We start from the raw sequence: 17,510 nt of genomic DNA, 5'->3' as shown, positions 1-17,510 counted from the left end.
ACTTATCCCTCCTTTGCAAAATATTTTTAATAATTGTATCTAAATGTATAGGCACAAATAAACTCATCGATTGCCGTCTTTATATTAATTTTGACAGCAAAGGTTCGGTGAGCTGTATTAAGTAATTTTTGTGTTGTGTAATGAAGTGCCTAAAAACTATATCTTGCGCTGTACAACCTTTGTACAGACTACATCTGGTAAACCAGTGTAGACTTGAATGTTTATTCATCAACAGGTATTTTAAGAAATATATAATAAAGAAGAAAAAAGGGTTTTCGACAATATCCACCATCTGTGGACAGATTAATATACACAGGTCGGATAAACTATCCACAAGTTATTCACAGTCTGTGGATAAACGTTACCTGTTGATAAAGTTATTCAGAGTGAAAACACAAATATAATATCAGAAATTCAGGCGTCTTGCAATGGGTTAGAAAACTTTATCCACAACTTACCGAGCTTGTGGGAAAAACTTTTCCACAGGCCATTGTTATGTGCAAAAGTCTATAAAATGGGATGTGGATAGAAAAAAACATGTCGAAATTTATCCACAGACCGTGATTATAGGCTTGGCTAATTTGATTTGAACGAAGTTGGTCAAGCCGAAAGAGCTGCATAACAGATCGAAAAATGATTCACGTCCATTCTTAATTATTTGTCGAATGTTGTTTCGAACAAGGGAGGATTCATTGCGAATCTCATATTTGTGCTCATGGATAAAATGATGGAAATTTGCCTTTCCCCAAAAATTTCTATATCAGTTCGGAGCAAAATCATTTACAATAGGCTAGGTAGTAAAAAAAGGCCAACTGGACATTGAGCATTAAAAAAGAAATATTTTTATGGATGAGGTTGACAAGTAGAAACCTCCATCTATATAATTGTAAAGACTGTCTTTAACTGTTATTCCTCAGGGAGGTGTCATATAATGAAAAGAACTTATCAACCGAATAACCGCAAACATAGTAAAGTTCACGGTTTCCGTGCACGTATGAGCACGAAAAACGGACGTAGAGTAATCGCTGCACGTCGCCGTAAGGGCAGAAAAGTATTATCTGCATAGACCACTGAAAAGTCTCAGTGGTCTTTTTTCGCAAAATAAGGGATTTACTGAGACTCAATTCATGTAATGAAGGTGTAAAAATGAAAAAAAAGTTAAGGATTAAGAAAGAGGACGAATTTCAGCTTGTGTTTAAAAAAGGTGAGTCTTCTGCTAATCGGCAATTCGTTGTCTATGTCCTTGAAAAGCCAGGTCAGGATTATTTTCGGATCGGCCTTTCAGTCAGTAAAAAAATCGGGAACGCCGTTGTAAGGAACCAAATTAAAAGATACATACGGCAAGCGTTTTTGGAATTGAAAGAAGATATAGAAGAGGGTAAGGATTATATTGTGATTGCTCGAAAACCAGCGGCGGAGATGGACTTTTTCCAGGTGAAAAGCAGCTTGATCCATGTCCTGAAACGTTCTAAATCACTAAACTTTAAAATGAAAAAACAATAAAGTCCCCTTAATATCGAATAAGCACTCCTCGGATCATGTGGTTACTTGAGAAAGATGACATAGAAAATCCCGATTGTAACTGTGGAAAAAGTGGATTGCTTTTCCTTGAAATCTTCTATCAAACAGTTCACAATTGTTTCAAAAAAGATTGATTGCAGTTAGGAGGAAATTACGGTTGAAAAAACGAATATTACTCATTATTGGACTAGCCTCGATAATGATGTTGTTAGCAGGGTGTACGGAAATTAAAGAACCTATTACTGCGGATAGTGAAGGTTTTTGGAATTCATACATTGTCTATCCATTATCAGCCCTGATCATTTGGCTTTCTGAAGCATTTGGCGAGAACTATGGTTTGGGAATCATCGGTGTTACACTAATCATTCGCTTAGCATTACTTCCATTAATGATCAAACAGGTGAAAAGCTCGAAAGCAATGCAGGCCATTCAGCCTGAAATGAAAGAACTTCAAGCAAAATACAGCTCAAAAGATGCTGCCACACAACAAAAACTACAGCAAGAAACAATGGCTCTATTTTCAAAATATAATGTGAATCCATTGGCGGGATGTTTGCCGATATTGGTGCAAATGCCAATTTTGATCGGATTTTACCATGCAATCAGCCGTACGGAAGAAATTGCTTTACATAGTTTTCTTTGGTTTGATTTAGGTTCCCCGGATCCTTATTATATTTTACCGGTCGTTGCAGGTATCACGACTTTTATCCAGCAAAAGATGTCCATGGTTGGAATGAACTCCAATCCACAAATGGCGGCACAAATGACGATGATGCTTTACATCATGCCAATCATGATTGTTGTATTTGCTATTAATTTCCCCGCTGCTCTTTCTCTTTACTGGGTAGTTGGTAACCTTTTTGGTATCGTTCAAACATATTTCATCAAAGGTCCGGATCTTAGAAAAGCAGCTGCGGAAAACGCGGGAGGGGCAAAGAAAAAGTGAAAAAAGTAACTGCTACAGGACAATCTGTCGAAGAAGCAGTAAATTTAGCTTTAGCTCAACTGAACAGCACTAAAGATCGCGTGGAGATTGAAATAGAAGATGAAGGCAAAAAAGGATTTTTTGGTTTATTTGGTGCAAGGAAGGCAATCGTCCATGTGACCTTGCCTGCCGATCCCATTGAAGAGACACTGGGATTTTTGAAGAATGTCAGCGTGGAAATGGGAGTCAATGCACAAATTGATGTCACCCGTAAAGGTAAGAATGTAACATTCCATTTATCAGGTGATAAAATTGCCTTATTGATTGGAAAAAGGGGTCAAACACTAAATTCACTTCAGTATTTAGCACAGCTGGTTGCAAATCGATATTCGAAGCAGTTTTTGAATATTACTGTAGATGCAGAAGATTATCGAAATCGCCGCAATGACACTTTAATCCAATTGGCCGAAAGAATGGCAAATAAAGCCATGAAAACAGGTAAAGCTGTTTCACTTGAGCCGATGCCATCCTATGAACGAAAGGTCATCCATAATGCTCTCTTGGATTATCCAAAAATAAAAACGACTTCAAGTGGGACGGAACCTTATCGCCACTTAGTCATTACTCCACTTAAATGAACCTTCTGCTTTTAAGCAGGGGTTCTTTTTTTTTTAGGCCTTGCTATCAATGTGTGTCGAATATTTTTATACAAAGTACTAATTCAACAATAAGTGACATATTTCTTTATATATTCTTGATCCGTAAAGGGAAGCGGACGATATTTGTTATTCACATGTGGATAAGTTAAAATAGATGTTACAGAATATGGATTGACGGCATGTGGATAACTCTCGAGAGGAAGGAGTATCTACTTTTTTTCATCAATATACTGTGGTATTGTAGTAATTTAGGGATTCGACGATTTTAATATCAGAAAAAAATAGAAACATCAATATATAAGAGGTGAAAGCATGGAATTCGATACAATCACCGCTATCTCTACTCCCTTAGGGGAAGGGGCAATCGCCATCGTTAGAATCAGCGGTGATGAGGCCATAGAAATAGCCGACAGGATCTTTAAAGGACCAGGTGGAAAAGGATTGCTTGATGTGAAATCACACACGATTCATTATGGCCACCTTATCCAGCCAAAAACAGGTGAAATCATAGAGGAAGTCATGGTTTCGGTCATGATGGGTCCAAAGACATTTACAAGGGAAGATGTAGTTGAAATAAATTGTCACGGTGGAATCGTTTCGGTCAATCGGGTATTACAGCTCATTCTCTCACAAGGTGCTCGTTTAGCGGAACCTGGTGAATTTACGAAACGGGCTTTTTTGAATGGCAGGATCGATCTTTCTCAAGCTGAGGCCGTTATGGATTTAATCCGCGCTAAAACGGATAAAGCGATGAATGTTGCATTAGGTCAAATGGAAGGCCGGCTTTCGAAATTAATCCAAAATCTGCGTCAGGAAATTTTACAGACCCTCGCTCAAGTCGAGGTTAATATAGATTATCCGGAATATGATGATGTCGAAGAAATGACGCATCGTTTATTTTTGGAAAAGGGCAGTTATGTGAAGAATGAAATAGAGAAGCTGCTTCACACGGCCCAACAGGGTAAGATACTTAGGGATGGGCTTGCGACCGTTATCATTGGGCGCCCTAATGTCGGAAAATCTTCTTTGCTTAACAGCTTAGTTCATGAAAATAAAGCGATTGTCACTGATATTCCAGGTACAACACGTGACGTAATTGAAGAGTATGTCAATGTTCGCGGTGTACCGCTTAAACTCGTCGATACAGCAGGAATTCGCGAAACGGAAGATATCGTTGAACGAATTGGAGTTGAACGGTCTCGTGCAGTATTAAAAGAGGCTGATTTAATATTGCTTGTATTGAACTATTCCGATGATTTCACTGCCGAAGATGAGAAATTGTTTCAAGCGGTTGAGGGAATGGATGTTATCGTTATCATCAATAAAACCGACCTTCCACAAAAAATCGATATGGCAAAGGTTAAGGAAAAGGCGGCATCCCATAAAGTTGTTTCCACATCATTACTGGAGGATCGAGGGGTCGATGAATTGGAAGAAGCCATCGCTTCTTTATTTTTTGAAGGTTCTTTAGAAACGGGAGACCTGACGTATGTTTCCAATGCAAGGCATATAGCTTTGCTGGGACAGGCATTACAGTCTATCGAAGATGCAATCGATGCTATTGAAATGGGTACGCCGGTTGATTTGGTTCAAATCGATTTCACGAAAGCCTGGGAGATCCTTGGAGAAATCATTGGCGAAAGCGTTCAGGATAATTTGATCAACCAATTGTTCTCTCAATTTTGTTTAGGAAAATAAGCGTAAAAGGAGGAAAAGGATATGCAATACGAAGCAGGTAGCTATGATGTCATTGTTATTGGTGCCGGTCATGCTGGCAGTGAGGCAGGCCTTGCAGCTGCAAGAGTAGGAGCTAAAACGTTGATGATCACCATTAATTTGGATATGGTCGCCTTTATGCCATGCAATCCCTCCGTTGGCGGGCCGGCAAAAGGGATAGTCGTTAGGGAAATTGACGCTTTAGGCGGTGAAATGGGAAGGAATATCGACAAGACCCATATTCAAATGAGGATGCTCAATACGGCTAAAGGTCCGGCTGTTCGTGCGCTGCGGGCGCAGGCAGATAAATTTCTCTATCAGCAAGAAATGAAAAAAACGATAGAAGACCAAGAAAATTTGACATTGATTCAAGGAATGGTAGAAGAATTAATTGTTGAAAACGACGTATGTACGGGTGTCATCACTAAAACAGGAGCGGTGTACCGTGCGAAAACTGTCGTAATCACGACGGGAACATATTTACGCGGTGAAATCATTTTAGGGGAACTGAAATATTCAAGCGGCCCAAATAACCAGCAGCCTTCCATCAGGCTTTCTGAACATTTAGAGCAGTTAGGATTTGACTTGGTCCGTTTTAAAACAGGAACGCCGCCACGAGTGAATAGCTCTTCCATAGATTACAGCAAAACGGAAATTCAGCCTGGCGATGAAGTGCCACGCGCATTTTCTTATGAAACGACAAAGTTCATAACGGATCAATTGCCATGCTGGTTGACATACACGAATGAGGGGACACATCAGCTCATTGATGAAAATCTGCACCGTTCGCCAATGTATTCCGGAATGATTAAAGGAACCGGACCGCGATATTGTCCATCGATAGAAGATAAAGTCGTTCGTTTTAATGATAAACCTCGGCATCAAATCTTCCTGGAACCTGAAGGCCGCAATACAAAGGAAGTTTATGTGCAAGGTTTATCCACCAGTCTGCCTGAAGATGTACAAGTGAAAATCCTGCAAACAATTCCAGGACTTGAAAAGGCGGAAATGATGCGTGCTGGATATGCAATTGAATATGATGCTATCGTTCCTACGCAGCTATGGCCTACACTTGAAACGAAGAAAATCAAAAATCTGTATACTGCTGGCCAAATTAACGGGACATCCGGCTACGAGGAAGCAGCAGGACAAGGATTGATGGCCGGTATAAATGCAGGATTGAATGCAATGGGTAAAGAAGAACTGATTTTAAGCCGTTCGGATGCCTATATTGGTGTTCTCATTGATGACCTTGTGACGAAAGGTACGAATGAACCATACCGTTTGCTGACTTCGCGTGCAGAATACCGTTTATTATTGCGTCATGATAATGCCGATTTACGCTTAACGGAAATTGGATTCAATATCGGGATGATCAAAGAAGAACGCTACAATCGTTTCCTTATGAAAAAAGAAGCGGTTGAAATGGAAAAGGAACGACTGAAATCAAACTTCATCAAACCGACCAAAGAGGTTCAAGAAGTCATTACTGCAAGCGGCGGCAGTGAGTTGAAGGATGGAATCCGTGCCTCCGATTTATTGAAACGGCCTGAAATGGATTATTCCCACATTCAGAAGTTGGCGCCAAGTGATGTCGAACTGAGCGATGAAGTGACGGAACAGGTCGAAATCCAGATCAAGTATGAAGGATATATCGAAAAATCCTTGCAGCAAGTCGATCGCCTGAAAAAAATGGAGAATAAAAAGATTCCAGAGAATATCGATTATGATGCAATTTCTGGTCTTGCAACGGAAGCACGTCAAAAGTTAAAGCAGGTCCACCCGCTATCAGTAGCTCAGGCTTCAAGAATTTCAGGTGTGAATCCCGCTGATGTTTCCATTTTGCTTGTTTATTTGGAACAAGGTAAGATCGCCAGAGTATCTCAGTAATGGAAATACCCGAAAAGGATTGAAGCAGACATGAATATTGAACAGTTCCAACAAGCACTGCTGGAGAAAGGAATCGAGCTATCTCCTCAACAGCTTGATCAGTTTGACACTTATTATCGATTATTGGTGGAATGGAACGAAAAGATGAACTTAACAGCCATCACTGATAAAGAAGAAGTTTATCTGAAGCATTTTTATGATTCAATCAGTGCAGCCTTCTATTTTGACTTTAATAAATCATATCGAATTTGCGATGTTGGGGCTGGAGCTGGATTTCCGAGTATTCCCTTGAAGATTTGTTTCCCTGATATCCACGTCTCGATTGTGGATTCCTTGAATAAGCGAATTTCTTTTTTGAATCACCTTGCGGATTCCTTGCAATTAAAGGGAGTTTCCTTCTATCATGACCGGGCTGAAACCTTCGCCCAAAAACCGGAGCATCGCGAATCCTATGATATTGTCATGGCAAGGGCGGTAGCCAGGATGTCCGTTTTAAGTGAACTATGTTTGCCGCTTGTTAAACCGGATGGGACGTTCATTGCAATGAAAGCGGCTAGTGCACAAGATGAAATGGACACTGGGAAGAAGGCCATTTTTACATTAGGCGGAGAAATCGAAGAAATTCATCCTTTCACATTGCCAGAGGAAAATAGTGAAAGAAACATCATTACTGTAAAAAAAGTGAAGAAGACTCCTAAAAAATACCCGAGAAAACCAGGGACACCAAATAAACAGCCTATTGAATAATCTTTGCAAGAGGAGTATGTTTTCATAGTAAGCGCAGATGATTCAAATACATGGCTGGTACTTGCCCTTATTTTCTTTTACTATAAATGTATGAACTTATTATTTTTACTCAATACTGCATTTGCCAACAAAGGCATTAGGTACATGTTAAAACGTGTGCCCTGTGCTGGCTGATTCAGGGAAATAGTCTAGGGAATGCCGGCCGATATCCATAATAACTGGCCTTCCATTCCTCATTATTACCTTGATGGCGCCAGTCGACATGTTTTTTACAGTGAAGGGCCATATGTATAACCATGTCGGGAAATGTATGCAGGACTTGTCCTTTAAATAGAGAATATGTTATTTGGGAGTTTTAAAAGGTGGTGTAGGAAGATGAAGCATCCTTTTTCGCGGTTCTTTGGGTTTGGCGAAAAAGAAGAAGAGCAACTAGAGATGGAGACACCTAGCAATAATAATGAAGAGATAAGAAAAATTTCCATTTCTGATATTGTGCCTAATCGATTTCAACCAAGGACCGTTTTTAATGACGATAAAATTGCTGAATTGGCTCAAACGATTCATACTCATGGGATCATTCAACCAATTGTAGTAAGGGCTTATGGTCAGGGAAAATATGAAATCATTGCAGGTGAGCGTCGTTTCCGGGCCATGCAAAAGCTTGGCTGGGAACTGGCACCTGCTATAATCAAGGATTTCACCGATACAGAAACGGCTTCCGTCGCGCTGATAGAAAACCTTCAGCGTGAAGAACTGACACCGATTGAAGAAGCTTTGGCTTACGGAAAACTATTGGAGCTGCATAGTTTAACCCAAGAAGCGCTGGCACAAAGACTGGGAATAGGTCAATCTACCGTGGCGAATAAGCTTCGGCTGCTTAAGCTGCCACAGGAGGTTCAGGATGCACTTCTTCAAAAGCAAATTACGGAACGCCATGCCCGTTCGTTGATACCGTTAAAGAGTCCTGAAAAGCAGCTTAAACTGCTTGTGGAAATCATCGAAAAAGGGTTGAACGTCAAGCAGACCGAAGAGCAAGTCGTCAAGCTCCTGACGGGTACTGTGCAGAAGCCGAAACCTAAGCGAAAAGCGTTTAGTAAAGACATGAGGATTGCCGTGAATACCATACGCCAATCACTCAATATGGTTACAGACAATGGAATAAATTTGGATGCAGAGGAAGAAGAATTCGAGGAGTATTATCAGTTCACGATTAAAATACCCAAGAAAAAAACTTGATTCCCTATCCTTAGCCCGCTTGGTAGTCTTCGATTACCAAGCTTTTTTATTTTCACTCCAAAACTGGCATTTTCCGCCTTGAAAACATTCAAATTTCCCCGGGTTTTTAATGCTTTTAGGTGTATTTGAAATTTTAAGAGGAATTTCAGAAAACGATTTCTTCCAGTAACATTCATGATAAAATAGAAAGAAATAAATGGATTTACGGTACAAATCAGTAGATATAGATAGTTGAAAGCAGGTGAATTCGTGGGGAAGATTCTCGCCATTGCCAATCAAAAGGGCGGTGTTGGAAAAACGACAACTTCTGTCAGTTTAAGTGCTTGTCTTGCATATATAGGACAGAAAGTCTTAATGGTCGATATCGATCCGCAGGGAAATGCGACAAGCGGTGCAGGTATCGACAAAGCAGATGTGGAACAATGTATTTATGATGTATTGGTTGATGATGTCGAGGCCAGTACCGTTATCATGGAAACAAAGGTAGAAAACCTATATGCCATACCTGCGACAATTCAACTTGCAGGTGCAGAAATTGAACTTGTTCCAACCATCTCAAGGGAAGTCCGATTAAAAAGGGCCTTAGAAGAGGTGCAAAGCCAATATGATTACATTGTGATTGACTGTCCTCCATCATTGGGTTTGCTTACGCTTAATGCCTTAACGGCCGCTGATGCAGTTTTGATTCCGGTACAATGTGAATATTATGCATTGGAAGGTTTGAGTCAACTGTTGAATACGGTCCGCCTCGTCCAAAAGCATTTGAACCATGATTTGAAAATCGAGGGTGTGCTCTTGACGATGTTGGATGCAAGAACAAATCTAGGTCTCCAGGTCATAGAAGAAGTAAAAAAATACTTTCAGGATAAAGTCTATCAAACCATCATTCCCCGCAATGTCCGTTTGAGTGAAGCACCGAGCCATGGAGAACCGATAATTATATATGATCCAAAGTCACGAGGGGCGGAGGTCTATCTAGAACTGGCAAAGGAAGTGGTATCAAATGGCTAAAGGACTTGGCAAAGGACTTAACGCACTTTTCAACAGTGGGGAGATCAGTAAAGATGAAATCGTGCGCGAAATCAAAGTAAGGGAATTAAGGCCAAATCCTTATCAGCCCCGAAAGAACTTTCGGCTTGAAGCTATAGAGGAATTAAAGCAATCCATCATGGAACACGGGATATTACAGCCGATTATTGCCCGGGAAAGCATTAAGGGATATGAAATTGTGGCTGGGGAAAGGCGTTACCGAGCTGCCAAAGAAGCTGGTTTAAATACAGTTCCGGTCGTTGTGAGGAAATTGAGCGAACAGCAGATGATGGAACTGGCGATTTTGGAAAACCTGCAACGGGAGGATTTGAATCCGATCGAGGAAGCCGTTGCTTACCAAACACTTCTTGAAAAATTGGAAATTACTCAGGAGCAGTTGGCCAATCGGCTGGGTAAAAGCCGGCCCCATATAGCAAACCATGTTAGATTACTTTCTTTGCCTGAAGGGATTAGGAGATATATCTCGGACGGGGAAATTTCCATGGGGCATGGACGGGCATTGCTAGGTTTAAAGAAAAAAGAGATGCTTAAGCCGGTAGTGGATAAAATCCTCAAAGAAGGTATGAATGTCAGACAGCTAGAGCAATATATACATCAATTGAATGATACCGTTTCACGTGAAACCAAACCTAAGAAACAAGAGAAAAAAGATATATTCATAAAGCAACGGGAGACAAGTCTGCGTGAAAGACTAGGGACGAGCGTAACGATAAAACAAAGCAAGAAAAAAGGAAAAATAGAAATTGAATTCTTTTCAAAAGAAGATTTAGAGAGAATTTTGAACTTGATCGATCAAGAGAACCTTTCCTCTTAGATCGCCTTTATGAAAAGATCGTGACGACTTATGCAGAAAATTAGGTGGATGAGATGGTATTATTAGGGGCCTTGGTGAATGGTGCCTGCATTTTAATCGGTTCGATTTTAGGAATGTTTTTACAACATATACCTGAAAAGATAAAAGAAACGGTCATGAGCGGCATCGGTTTGGCTGTCATGGTCTTAGGTTTGCAGATGGGGTTTAAAAGTGATAATTTCCTTGTTGTCATTTTAAGTATTGTCGGAGGGGCTGTCCTTGGTGAATGGATGAATCTTGAGGCTAAGCTTAATTCTTTAGGAAATTGGCTTGAACGCAGGATGAAAGCGAAGGAAGGATCTTCGATATCTCAGGGGTTTGTAACGGCTACGCTCATATTTGGCATTGGGGCGATGGCCATTATCGGTGCCCTGGATAGCGGTATCCGGAATGATCATGACGTTTTGATAACAAAAGCGATCATCGATGGATTTACAGCATTGGTCCTTGCCAGCACGCTCGGCATAGGTGTACTTTTTTCAGCATTTCCGATCATTCTTTATGAGGGGTTAATGGCGATTTTTTCAAGGCAGATCAATACGATGATCCCAACTGCTTTAATGGATTCCTTCATATTGGAAATGACGGCAACTGGGGGAGTCATGATTTTGGCAATTGGCTTGAATATTATCGGTGTCACCAAAATAAGGGTGGCGAATCTGCTTCCAGGCATAATGATCACCGCCATTCTGGTTACTTTCATGTATTATGTATAAAAAAGAAGGAAGGGGATGACCCCTTCCTTCTTTTTTATCATAAGCAAAAATCGATCAAAGGGTTTTTTCTTGCTTGAATGACCATGTGAAAGGAGTGATGGTAGGTTTTATTGGATAATGATTTTGTGCTTCATGAATCCCTTCGGCAATGGTTTTGGCCATTTTTAGCACAAGATTAAGACGAGTGTTCTGCAAGACCATGAACTCCATGAATCCACTTACATTCACGATTCCTGTAATATGGGCATTTCCAACGGAAGGAAGATCTTTATTGACCCCTGCACCCGGCTTCACTGGTCCCTGGCCGATTTGAACTATGCCGACGCTTTTCATTTTCCCTAAGCAAGCATCGATTCCGACTATAAATGGATTGGCATGCATCTTTTTGATTTCATTTAATTTTTCCTGTAAATTCATCGCATGTATAGGGTCATCCAGAGTTCCATAAACATGGAATGAAGAAGAACCGTTTTCAGCTTTTTCACTAAGCAGAGTGCCGACAAGTGGTCCGAGTGAATCGCCTGTGGAACGGTCTGTGCCTATACAGACGATGACGATTGGTTGAAGCTTTCCGGTAGGTAGGAGGTTGATCAATTCCTGGGAAATTTGTTTGGATGCATCCGTATCTTCATGCAGGATGCGACTCAATCTATTTTTATTATTATTAAATAGACTAGAATTCAGATTCATCGGCTCAACTCCTTTACTTTATTTGGTATTACAGTATACGGATAAAAAGGGGAAAATATACGGTATTTAACATAATGGATGAGGGAATTTTTTGTAGAACATGCCAATAGTTGAAGGGGATATGAATCGTCGCTTATCCTCTATCAATTACTTTCCTTTATACTTTCTAGTAAATAATTACTTGAATATCTGGGAAAAACCTTCTAAATCTTTTACCTATATACCCATATTTTTTTTGTACAGAAACCATTATTTATTGATAAAATAGAGAAAATCTCTCTTATTCATGGTTATCTCCATGCATGAAGGGTAGAGGAATACGTCTATATGGGAAAAAATCATATAGAAGATATAATAGTTTTGTAGTTATTTGCATTAGGCAGGAGGAAAATATGGATCGCATTTATGATAACGTTACAAAAGAGATATTGGATGAAAAGATATGGCTGCTGATGGGCGAGGGCATTATTAAAATCTTCCTTGTTCTGTTGTTATCGCGTATTATTATTACAATAGGAAAGACTATTCTGAATAAATTTTTCAAAGCTCGTTTAAGAAGTCCAATTCGGGTATCGGAGCGCAGGGAAGCGACACTCATTAAACTGCTGGAAAATATCATTACCTATGTCATCAATTTCATTGCCTTGTTGATGATTCTGGAGATTTTTGGACTTCATGTGATGCCATTACTCGCTGGTGCTGGTGTTCTCGGTTTGGCAATTGGGTTTGGTGCTCAAAGTCTGGTCAAGGATATAATTACTGGATTTTTCGTTATTTTTGAAGATCATTTCTCGGTTGGGGATTATATTAAAATCAATAATTTTGAAGGGGAAGTCATTGAAATCGGGCTTCGTACAACAAAAATCAAAAGCAGTGCAGGTGAATTGCACTTCATACCCAACGGCAGCATCATCCAGGTCACGAATTATTCCATTTTAAACAGTATGGCTGTTGTTGATGTGACCATACCTAACGATGGATCGGTCGAGCGTGCCGAGAAGGTTCTGATTGATCTTTTAAACAGTATGGAAGGCAAATACGAAGCCTTGGTCAATGCACCAGAATTTTTGGGAATTGAAAAAATCAGTCCTGAAGAAATCGTCTTTCGGGTTAAAGCGGAAACAAAGCCGATGCATCATATCGAAATCAGCAGGATATTAAGAAATGAAATAAGTGCTGCGCTTGATTCAAGTGGGATTAAATCTACGTACAATGGCAGCGAGTCATAGGAGTTAGGGGGCTCATGGTTATGGAAGAAAAGGAATTTGCACTTAAGGATATTGTGGAAATGAAGAAACCACATCCGTGTGGAGTGAATAAGTGGAGAATAATACGGCTCGGTATGGATATCCGGATAAAATGTGAAGGGTGCGGTCATAGCGTGATGCTGCCCCGACGTGAATTCGCAAAGAAAATGAAAAAAGTTCTGCAAAAGCATGAGGAGTGATCATGCTTTTTTTTGGGGAGTGAAAGTAGTCCGGCGTTTCTCATGATTTACTTGTCTTTTTAGGAAGCGAAATCTATAATTGGGAAAGGTTTAGGTAATTGGATGGTCTTTATAGAAGATCAGTTCTTTTCCCATATGTACGAATCATCTTGAAGGAGTGAAATATAAATGGCTTTAACAGCTGGTATAGTCGGTTTGCCTAACGTAGGTAAATCCACTTTATTTAATGCAATTACTCAGGCAGGTGCGGAATCTGCCAACTATCCTTTCTGTACGATCGACCCTAATGTCGGGATCGTGGAAGTGCCAGATCACCGTCTGCAAAAATTGACTGAATTGGTTAAACCGAAAAAGACGGTTCCGACAGCTTTTGAATTCACGGATATCGCCGGGATTGTAAAAGGAGCAAGTAAAGGAGAAGGATTGGGTAATAAATTCCTTTCCCACATCCGTCAAGTGGATGCCATTTGTCAAGTCGTCCGTTGCTTTGCTGACGATAACATTACCCATGTTTCCGGAAAAGTAAATCCAATCGATGATATTGAAGTCATCAACCTTGAATTGATCCTTGCCGATTTGGAATCTGTTGTCAAACGCATCGACCGTGTCGGAAAAATGGCCAAGCAAAAAGATAAAGCCGCTGTTGCAGAACATGAAATCCTTGTGGCTTTAAAAGAAGCTTTGGAAGATGAAAAGCCTGCACGTTCCGTTGAGTTTACTGAAGAGCAGCAAAAAATCGTGAAGGGCATGCATTTACTTACAGCGAAGCCGACGCTTTACGTAGCGAACGTGAGCGAAGATGAAGTGGCGAATGCTGACGATAATGAATATGTACAGCAAGTTCGTGAATATGCTGCGAAGGAAAATGCCGAAGTAATCGTGATTTGTGCCAAAATCGAAGAAGAAATTGCAGAGCTTGAAGGTGAAGAAAAGGAAATGTTCCTATCTGAACTTGGCATTGAGGAGTCAGGTCTTGATCAGTTGATCCGTGCTTCTTATAATCTGCTTGGATTGGCAACATACTTTACAGCTGGTGTACAGGAAGTGCGTGCTTGGACATTCCGCAAAGGAATGAAAGCCCCTCAATGTGCCGGAGTCATTCACACGGACTTCGAACGTGGTTTCATCCGTGCCGAGACGGTTTCTTATACCGATTTACTTGAAGCGGGCAGTCATGGTGCCGCAAAAGAAGCGGGTAAAGTCCGTTTGGAAGGAAAAGAATACATCGTTAACGATGGCGATGTTATCCATTTCCGTTTTAACGTTTAAGATTCAAAGACCCTTATTTCCTTAAGTTTTAATCCATTTATTTTAAAACAAAAAAGACTGTGGGCAAAAGGAGTTCTATCTTAATGCTAGAACAAAGTTGATTGGAACGGAAGGTACGAGACTCCTGCGGAAAGCGAGTGCCTGAAGTGGAAATCAACGGTCAAATTTTAAAAACCTAAAAAAGAGTGCATACAAACTGAATGATTATCGAGTTTGTATGCAGTCTGAGGACCCTACCGTTCCATATGTAGGGTCTTTTTTGCGACTTGAATCATTAGATTACAATTAATTGTAATAAGTCGAACCGTTCGTTGCAAAGCCTCTTTAACTATGCTATAATTTTATCTTGTGAGTAATTATAAATAATTGCTCCTTGCCCAATTGGGCCGCTTAGACCAAAAGGAGGTGACAGTGATGAGAAAATACGAAATTATGTATATCATCCGTCCAAACATTGAGGAAGAAGCTAAAAAAGCTTTAGTTGAACGTTTCAACACAATCCTTTCTGATAATGGTGCGGAAGTAGAAGCAAAAGAATGGGGTAAACGCCGTCTTGCATATGAAATCAATGATTTCCGTGATGGTTACTACATGCTTCTTAAAGTTAACGCTGAAAGTGCTGCGATTCAAGAATTCGATCGTCTTGCTAAAATCAGTGAAGACATTATTCGCCACATGGCTACTAGAGAAGAAGTTTAATTCAATATTTAATATAAATTCTAATCTTGTTTCACATGAAACAAGCTTGAAACCTAGGGGTTGATTCTGATGATGAATCGCGTAGTTTTGGTAGGACGCTTAACTAAAGATCCTGAATTACGATATACACCTAATGGGGTTCCCGTAGCTACCTTTACTTTGGCTGTGAACCGTAGTTTTACGAATCAGCAGGGTGAACGTGAAGCGGATTTCATTAACTGTGTAGTTTGGCGTAAACCGGCAGAAAATGTAGCTAACTTCTTGAAAAAGGGCAGTTTAGCTGGCGTGGATGGACGTGTCCAAACACGTAATTATGAAGGACAAGACGGCAAACGCGTATATGTGACGGAGATTCTGGCTGAGAGCGTTCAATTCCTTGAACCACGAAGCAGTTCAGCGGGTGAAAGAAATGAAGGCGGTTCTTACGGTGGAGGTCAAAGAAGTTATGGCAATAACGGAAATGACAACAATTCGTATGGACAAAATCCTAATCAGAATCAACGGAGCAATAACAACTACACTCGTGTAGATGATGATCCATTTGCTAATGACGGTAAAACAATCGACATTTCAGATGATGATCTTCCGTTTTAAACAGCCGTTTAAAATGAAAATTCAAAAAAGCAGGGAGGGAAATATATTATGGCAATGGGTGGACGTAAAGGACGCGGTAAGCGTAAAAAGGTTTGTTATTTCACATCTAACGGAATCACTAAAATTGATTACAAAGATACAGATCTTCTTAAAAAATTCGTCTCAGAACGCGGTAAAATTTTACCACGTCGTGTAACTGGCACAAGCGCTAAATATCAACGTAAATTAACGATTGCTATTAAACGCTCACGTACTATGGCATTACTACCATACGTATCTGGTGAATAATAAATTGGCACATTGAGGAGTTATCCTTAATGTGCCTTTTTTATAAGTTATCACTTATGCCTGAAAACTGCTGAATTGCGGTTTTTTTTATTTCAGAAGGAAGTTATCCGGGCGCTTTCCTCAGAAAAAATAATCATATCCTAAAAAAGACTGTGATGTTTGAAATATCCTGGCCGTAACGGATACAATATAAAGATGGAGATAAGACATCAATAATAACAGGGGGTGAAATAAAGATGAATAGCGGGAGACGAATTGCCGAGGGCGGAGCACTTCTGGCACTATATTGCATTTTATTGTTCATCACCAATCAAATCCCACTATTGGGTATTTTCACTGCTTTCTTTTTACCCATTCCATTCATACTGGTCACAATCAAACAAAAGTTATCGTGGAGCCTTGGTTACTTATTTGTAGCCTCGTTATTGTCGATCCTCATCGGGACGATATTGTCTGTTCCCCTGACCTTGCTCATGGGGGCAACGGGAATTGCGATCGGCTATTTTTTGAAAAAGGACAAACCGATGGCACCTATGTTCATAAGTGCAGTCCTTGTCTTTCTGGGGGGCATTTTATTAATATATGCAGCTTCAGTTTTGATAACGGATGTTAATTACATAGAAGAATCGATGAACATTCTTGAGGGGTCCATTGAAAATACAATCGGCATCATGGATTCTTTTGGACAGGCACCGACGGAACAAGTCAAAAAGCAGATGTATGAATCAATCGATATGATGAACACGCTGATGCCAAGTTTGTTCGTCTTGATGTCCGTCATCATGGTTTTATTGATTTTCTTTGCGGCGCACCCCATTGTGAAGAGATTCAGTGATAAGGCGTTAAAATGGCCCCATTTTCGAGATCTGCGACTCCCGAAAAGCCTTTTATGGTATTATTTAATTACGATGCTTCTTGCTCTTTTTGTGAATACGGACAAGAACAGTTTTGTATATATGGCCATAACGAACCTATTTTTCATACTGCAGTTCTTCATATTATTACAAGGGTATTCCCTGATATTCTATATCGCTCATGTTAAGTCATGGGTTAAGGCGATACCGGTTTTAATCGTGGTTTTTTCTTTGCTTCTGCCGATTCCGATTATTACGACGGCCGTCCGATTTTTAGGTATAATAGATTTAGGCTTTCCGTTTAGGGAGACAATCAAGAAAAAGGAATAGAAGACTTTTTTGTAAAACAGATGCTT

19 protein-coding genes are annotated in these 17,510 nt (G+C 40.2%); 18 read left to right on the top strand and 1 reads right to left on the bottom strand.

Annotated features, from left to right (window positions below):
- The first annotated feature begins 931 nt into the window (after positions 1–931).
- The 11 genes from rpmH to OSJ91_RS27800 all read left to right on the top strand — a co-directional run bounded on the left by rpmH (position 932) and on the right by OSJ91_RS27800 (position 11,313).
- A complete protein-coding gene (gene rpmH / locus OSJ91_RS27850; protein ID WP_034316183.1) occupies positions 932–1,066 on the top strand; it encodes a 50S ribosomal protein L34 in 135 nt (44 codons plus the stop codon).
- 80 nt (positions 1,067–1,146) lie between these two features.
- A complete protein-coding gene (rnpA, locus tag OSJ91_RS27845; RefSeq protein ID WP_063234313.1) occupies positions 1,147–1,503 on the top strand; it encodes a ribonuclease P protein component in 357 nt (118 codons plus the stop codon).
- 175 nt (positions 1,504–1,678) lie between these two features.
- Complete coding sequence (gene spoIIIJ / locus OSJ91_RS27840) at positions 1,679–2,467, top strand: YidC family membrane integrase SpoIIIJ (RefSeq protein ID WP_063234312.1); 789 nt, start codon at positions 1,679–1,681, stop codon at positions 2,465–2,467.
- Positions 2,464–3,084, top strand: a complete 621-nt coding sequence (gene jag, locus OSJ91_RS27835; RefSeq protein ID WP_137020458.1) for an RNA-binding cell elongation regulator Jag/EloR — start codon at positions 2,464–2,466, stop codon at positions 3,082–3,084. The genes spoIIIJ and jag overlap by 4 nt, the downstream gene beginning before the upstream one ends.
- 333 nt (positions 3,085–3,417) lie before the next feature.
- The gene (gene mnmE, locus OSJ91_RS27830; protein WP_350300820.1) at positions 3,418–4,803 is read left to right on the top strand and encodes a tRNA uridine-5-carboxymethylaminomethyl(34) synthesis GTPase MnmE; all 1,386 of its coding nucleotides are present in this window, start codon (positions 3,418–3,420) and stop codon (positions 4,801–4,803) included.
- A 21-nt stretch (positions 4,804–4,824) separates the two neighbouring features.
- Complete coding sequence (mnmG, locus tag OSJ91_RS27825) at positions 4,825–6,711, top strand: tRNA uridine-5-carboxymethylaminomethyl(34) synthesis enzyme MnmG (RefSeq protein WP_350300819.1); 1,887 nt, start codon at positions 4,825–4,827, stop codon at positions 6,709–6,711.
- A 30-nt stretch (positions 6,712–6,741) separates the two neighbouring features.
- Complete coding sequence (rsmG, locus tag OSJ91_RS27820) at positions 6,742–7,458, top strand: 16S rRNA (guanine(527)-N(7))-methyltransferase RsmG (RefSeq protein ID WP_101223977.1); 717 nt, start codon at positions 6,742–6,744, stop codon at positions 7,456–7,458.
- Between the two features lie 375 nt (positions 7,459–7,833).
- On the top strand, positions 7,834–8,694 hold the full coding sequence (noc, locus tag OSJ91_RS27815; protein ID WP_101223976.1) for a nucleoid occlusion protein: 861 nt from the start codon (positions 7,834–7,836) through the stop codon (positions 8,692–8,694).
- A 249-nt stretch (positions 8,695–8,943) separates the two neighbouring features.
- A complete protein-coding gene (locus OSJ91_RS27810; RefSeq protein WP_034316249.1) occupies positions 8,944–9,705 on the top strand; it encodes a ParA family protein in 762 nt (253 codons plus the stop codon).
- A complete protein-coding gene (locus OSJ91_RS27805) occupies positions 9,698–10,558 on the top strand; it encodes a ParB/RepB/Spo0J family partition protein (RefSeq protein WP_350300818.1) in 861 nt (286 codons plus the stop codon). Before OSJ91_RS27810 ends, OSJ91_RS27805 begins: the two co-directional genes overlap by 8 nt.
- A gap of 53 nt (positions 10,559–10,611) precedes the next feature.
- A complete protein-coding gene (locus OSJ91_RS27800) occupies positions 10,612–11,313 on the top strand; it encodes a DUF554 domain-containing protein (RefSeq protein WP_350300817.1) in 702 nt (233 codons plus the stop codon).
- Positions 11,314–11,367: 54 nt separating this feature from the next.
- On the opposite strand, the gene yyaC is transcribed toward OSJ91_RS27800, so the two are convergent.
- The gene (gene yyaC, locus OSJ91_RS27795; RefSeq protein ID WP_350300816.1) at positions 11,368–12,003 is read right to left on the bottom strand and encodes a spore protease YyaC; all 636 of its coding nucleotides are present in this window, start codon (positions 12,001–12,003) and stop codon (positions 11,368–11,370) included.
- 392 nt (positions 12,004–12,395) lie between these two features.
- On the opposite strand from yyaC, the gene OSJ91_RS27790 reads away from it, so the two are divergent.
- The 7 genes from OSJ91_RS27790 to OSJ91_RS27760 all read left to right on the top strand — a co-directional run bounded on the left by OSJ91_RS27790 (position 12,396) and on the right by OSJ91_RS27760 (position 17,484).
- The gene (locus OSJ91_RS27790) at positions 12,396–13,232 is read left to right on the top strand and encodes a mechanosensitive ion channel family protein (protein WP_485890808.1); all 837 of its coding nucleotides are present in this window, start codon (positions 12,396–12,398) and stop codon (positions 13,230–13,232) included.
- Between the two features lie 20 nt (positions 13,233–13,252).
- A complete protein-coding gene (locus tag OSJ91_RS27785; RefSeq protein WP_034316158.1) occupies positions 13,253–13,450 on the top strand; it encodes a DUF951 domain-containing protein in 198 nt (65 codons plus the stop codon).
- A 168-nt stretch (positions 13,451–13,618) separates the two neighbouring features.
- A complete protein-coding gene (gene ychF, locus OSJ91_RS27780; protein WP_034316156.1) occupies positions 13,619–14,719 on the top strand; it encodes a redox-regulated ATPase YchF in 1,101 nt (366 codons plus the stop codon).
- A 414-nt stretch (positions 14,720–15,133) separates the two neighbouring features.
- Entirely contained in the window at positions 15,134–15,418 is a 285-nt protein-coding gene (rpsF, locus tag OSJ91_RS27775; RefSeq protein WP_034316153.1) for a 30S ribosomal protein S6, read from the top strand.
- A gap of 69 nt (positions 15,419–15,487) precedes the next feature.
- The gene (gene ssb / locus OSJ91_RS27770; RefSeq protein ID WP_057278276.1) at positions 15,488–16,012 is read left to right on the top strand and encodes a single-stranded DNA-binding protein; all 525 of its coding nucleotides are present in this window, start codon (positions 15,488–15,490) and stop codon (positions 16,010–16,012) included.
- A 48-nt stretch (positions 16,013–16,060) separates the two neighbouring features.
- A complete protein-coding gene (rpsR, locus tag OSJ91_RS27765; RefSeq protein WP_053348323.1) occupies positions 16,061–16,300 on the top strand; it encodes a 30S ribosomal protein S18 in 240 nt (79 codons plus the stop codon).
- Between the two features lie 236 nt (positions 16,301–16,536).
- Positions 16,537–17,484 (top strand): YybS family protein, encoded by a 948-nt coding sequence (locus OSJ91_RS27760; RefSeq protein WP_485890807.1) that lies wholly within the window; start codon positions 16,537–16,539, stop codon positions 17,482–17,484.
- Positions 17,485–17,510: the final 26 nt, after the last annotated feature.

The organism is Bacillus sp. T-10(2022) (genome assembly GCF_056502895.1).
Note: the sequence above shows the minus strand (reverse complement) of the source record. Positions and strands in the feature narration are given on the sequence as shown.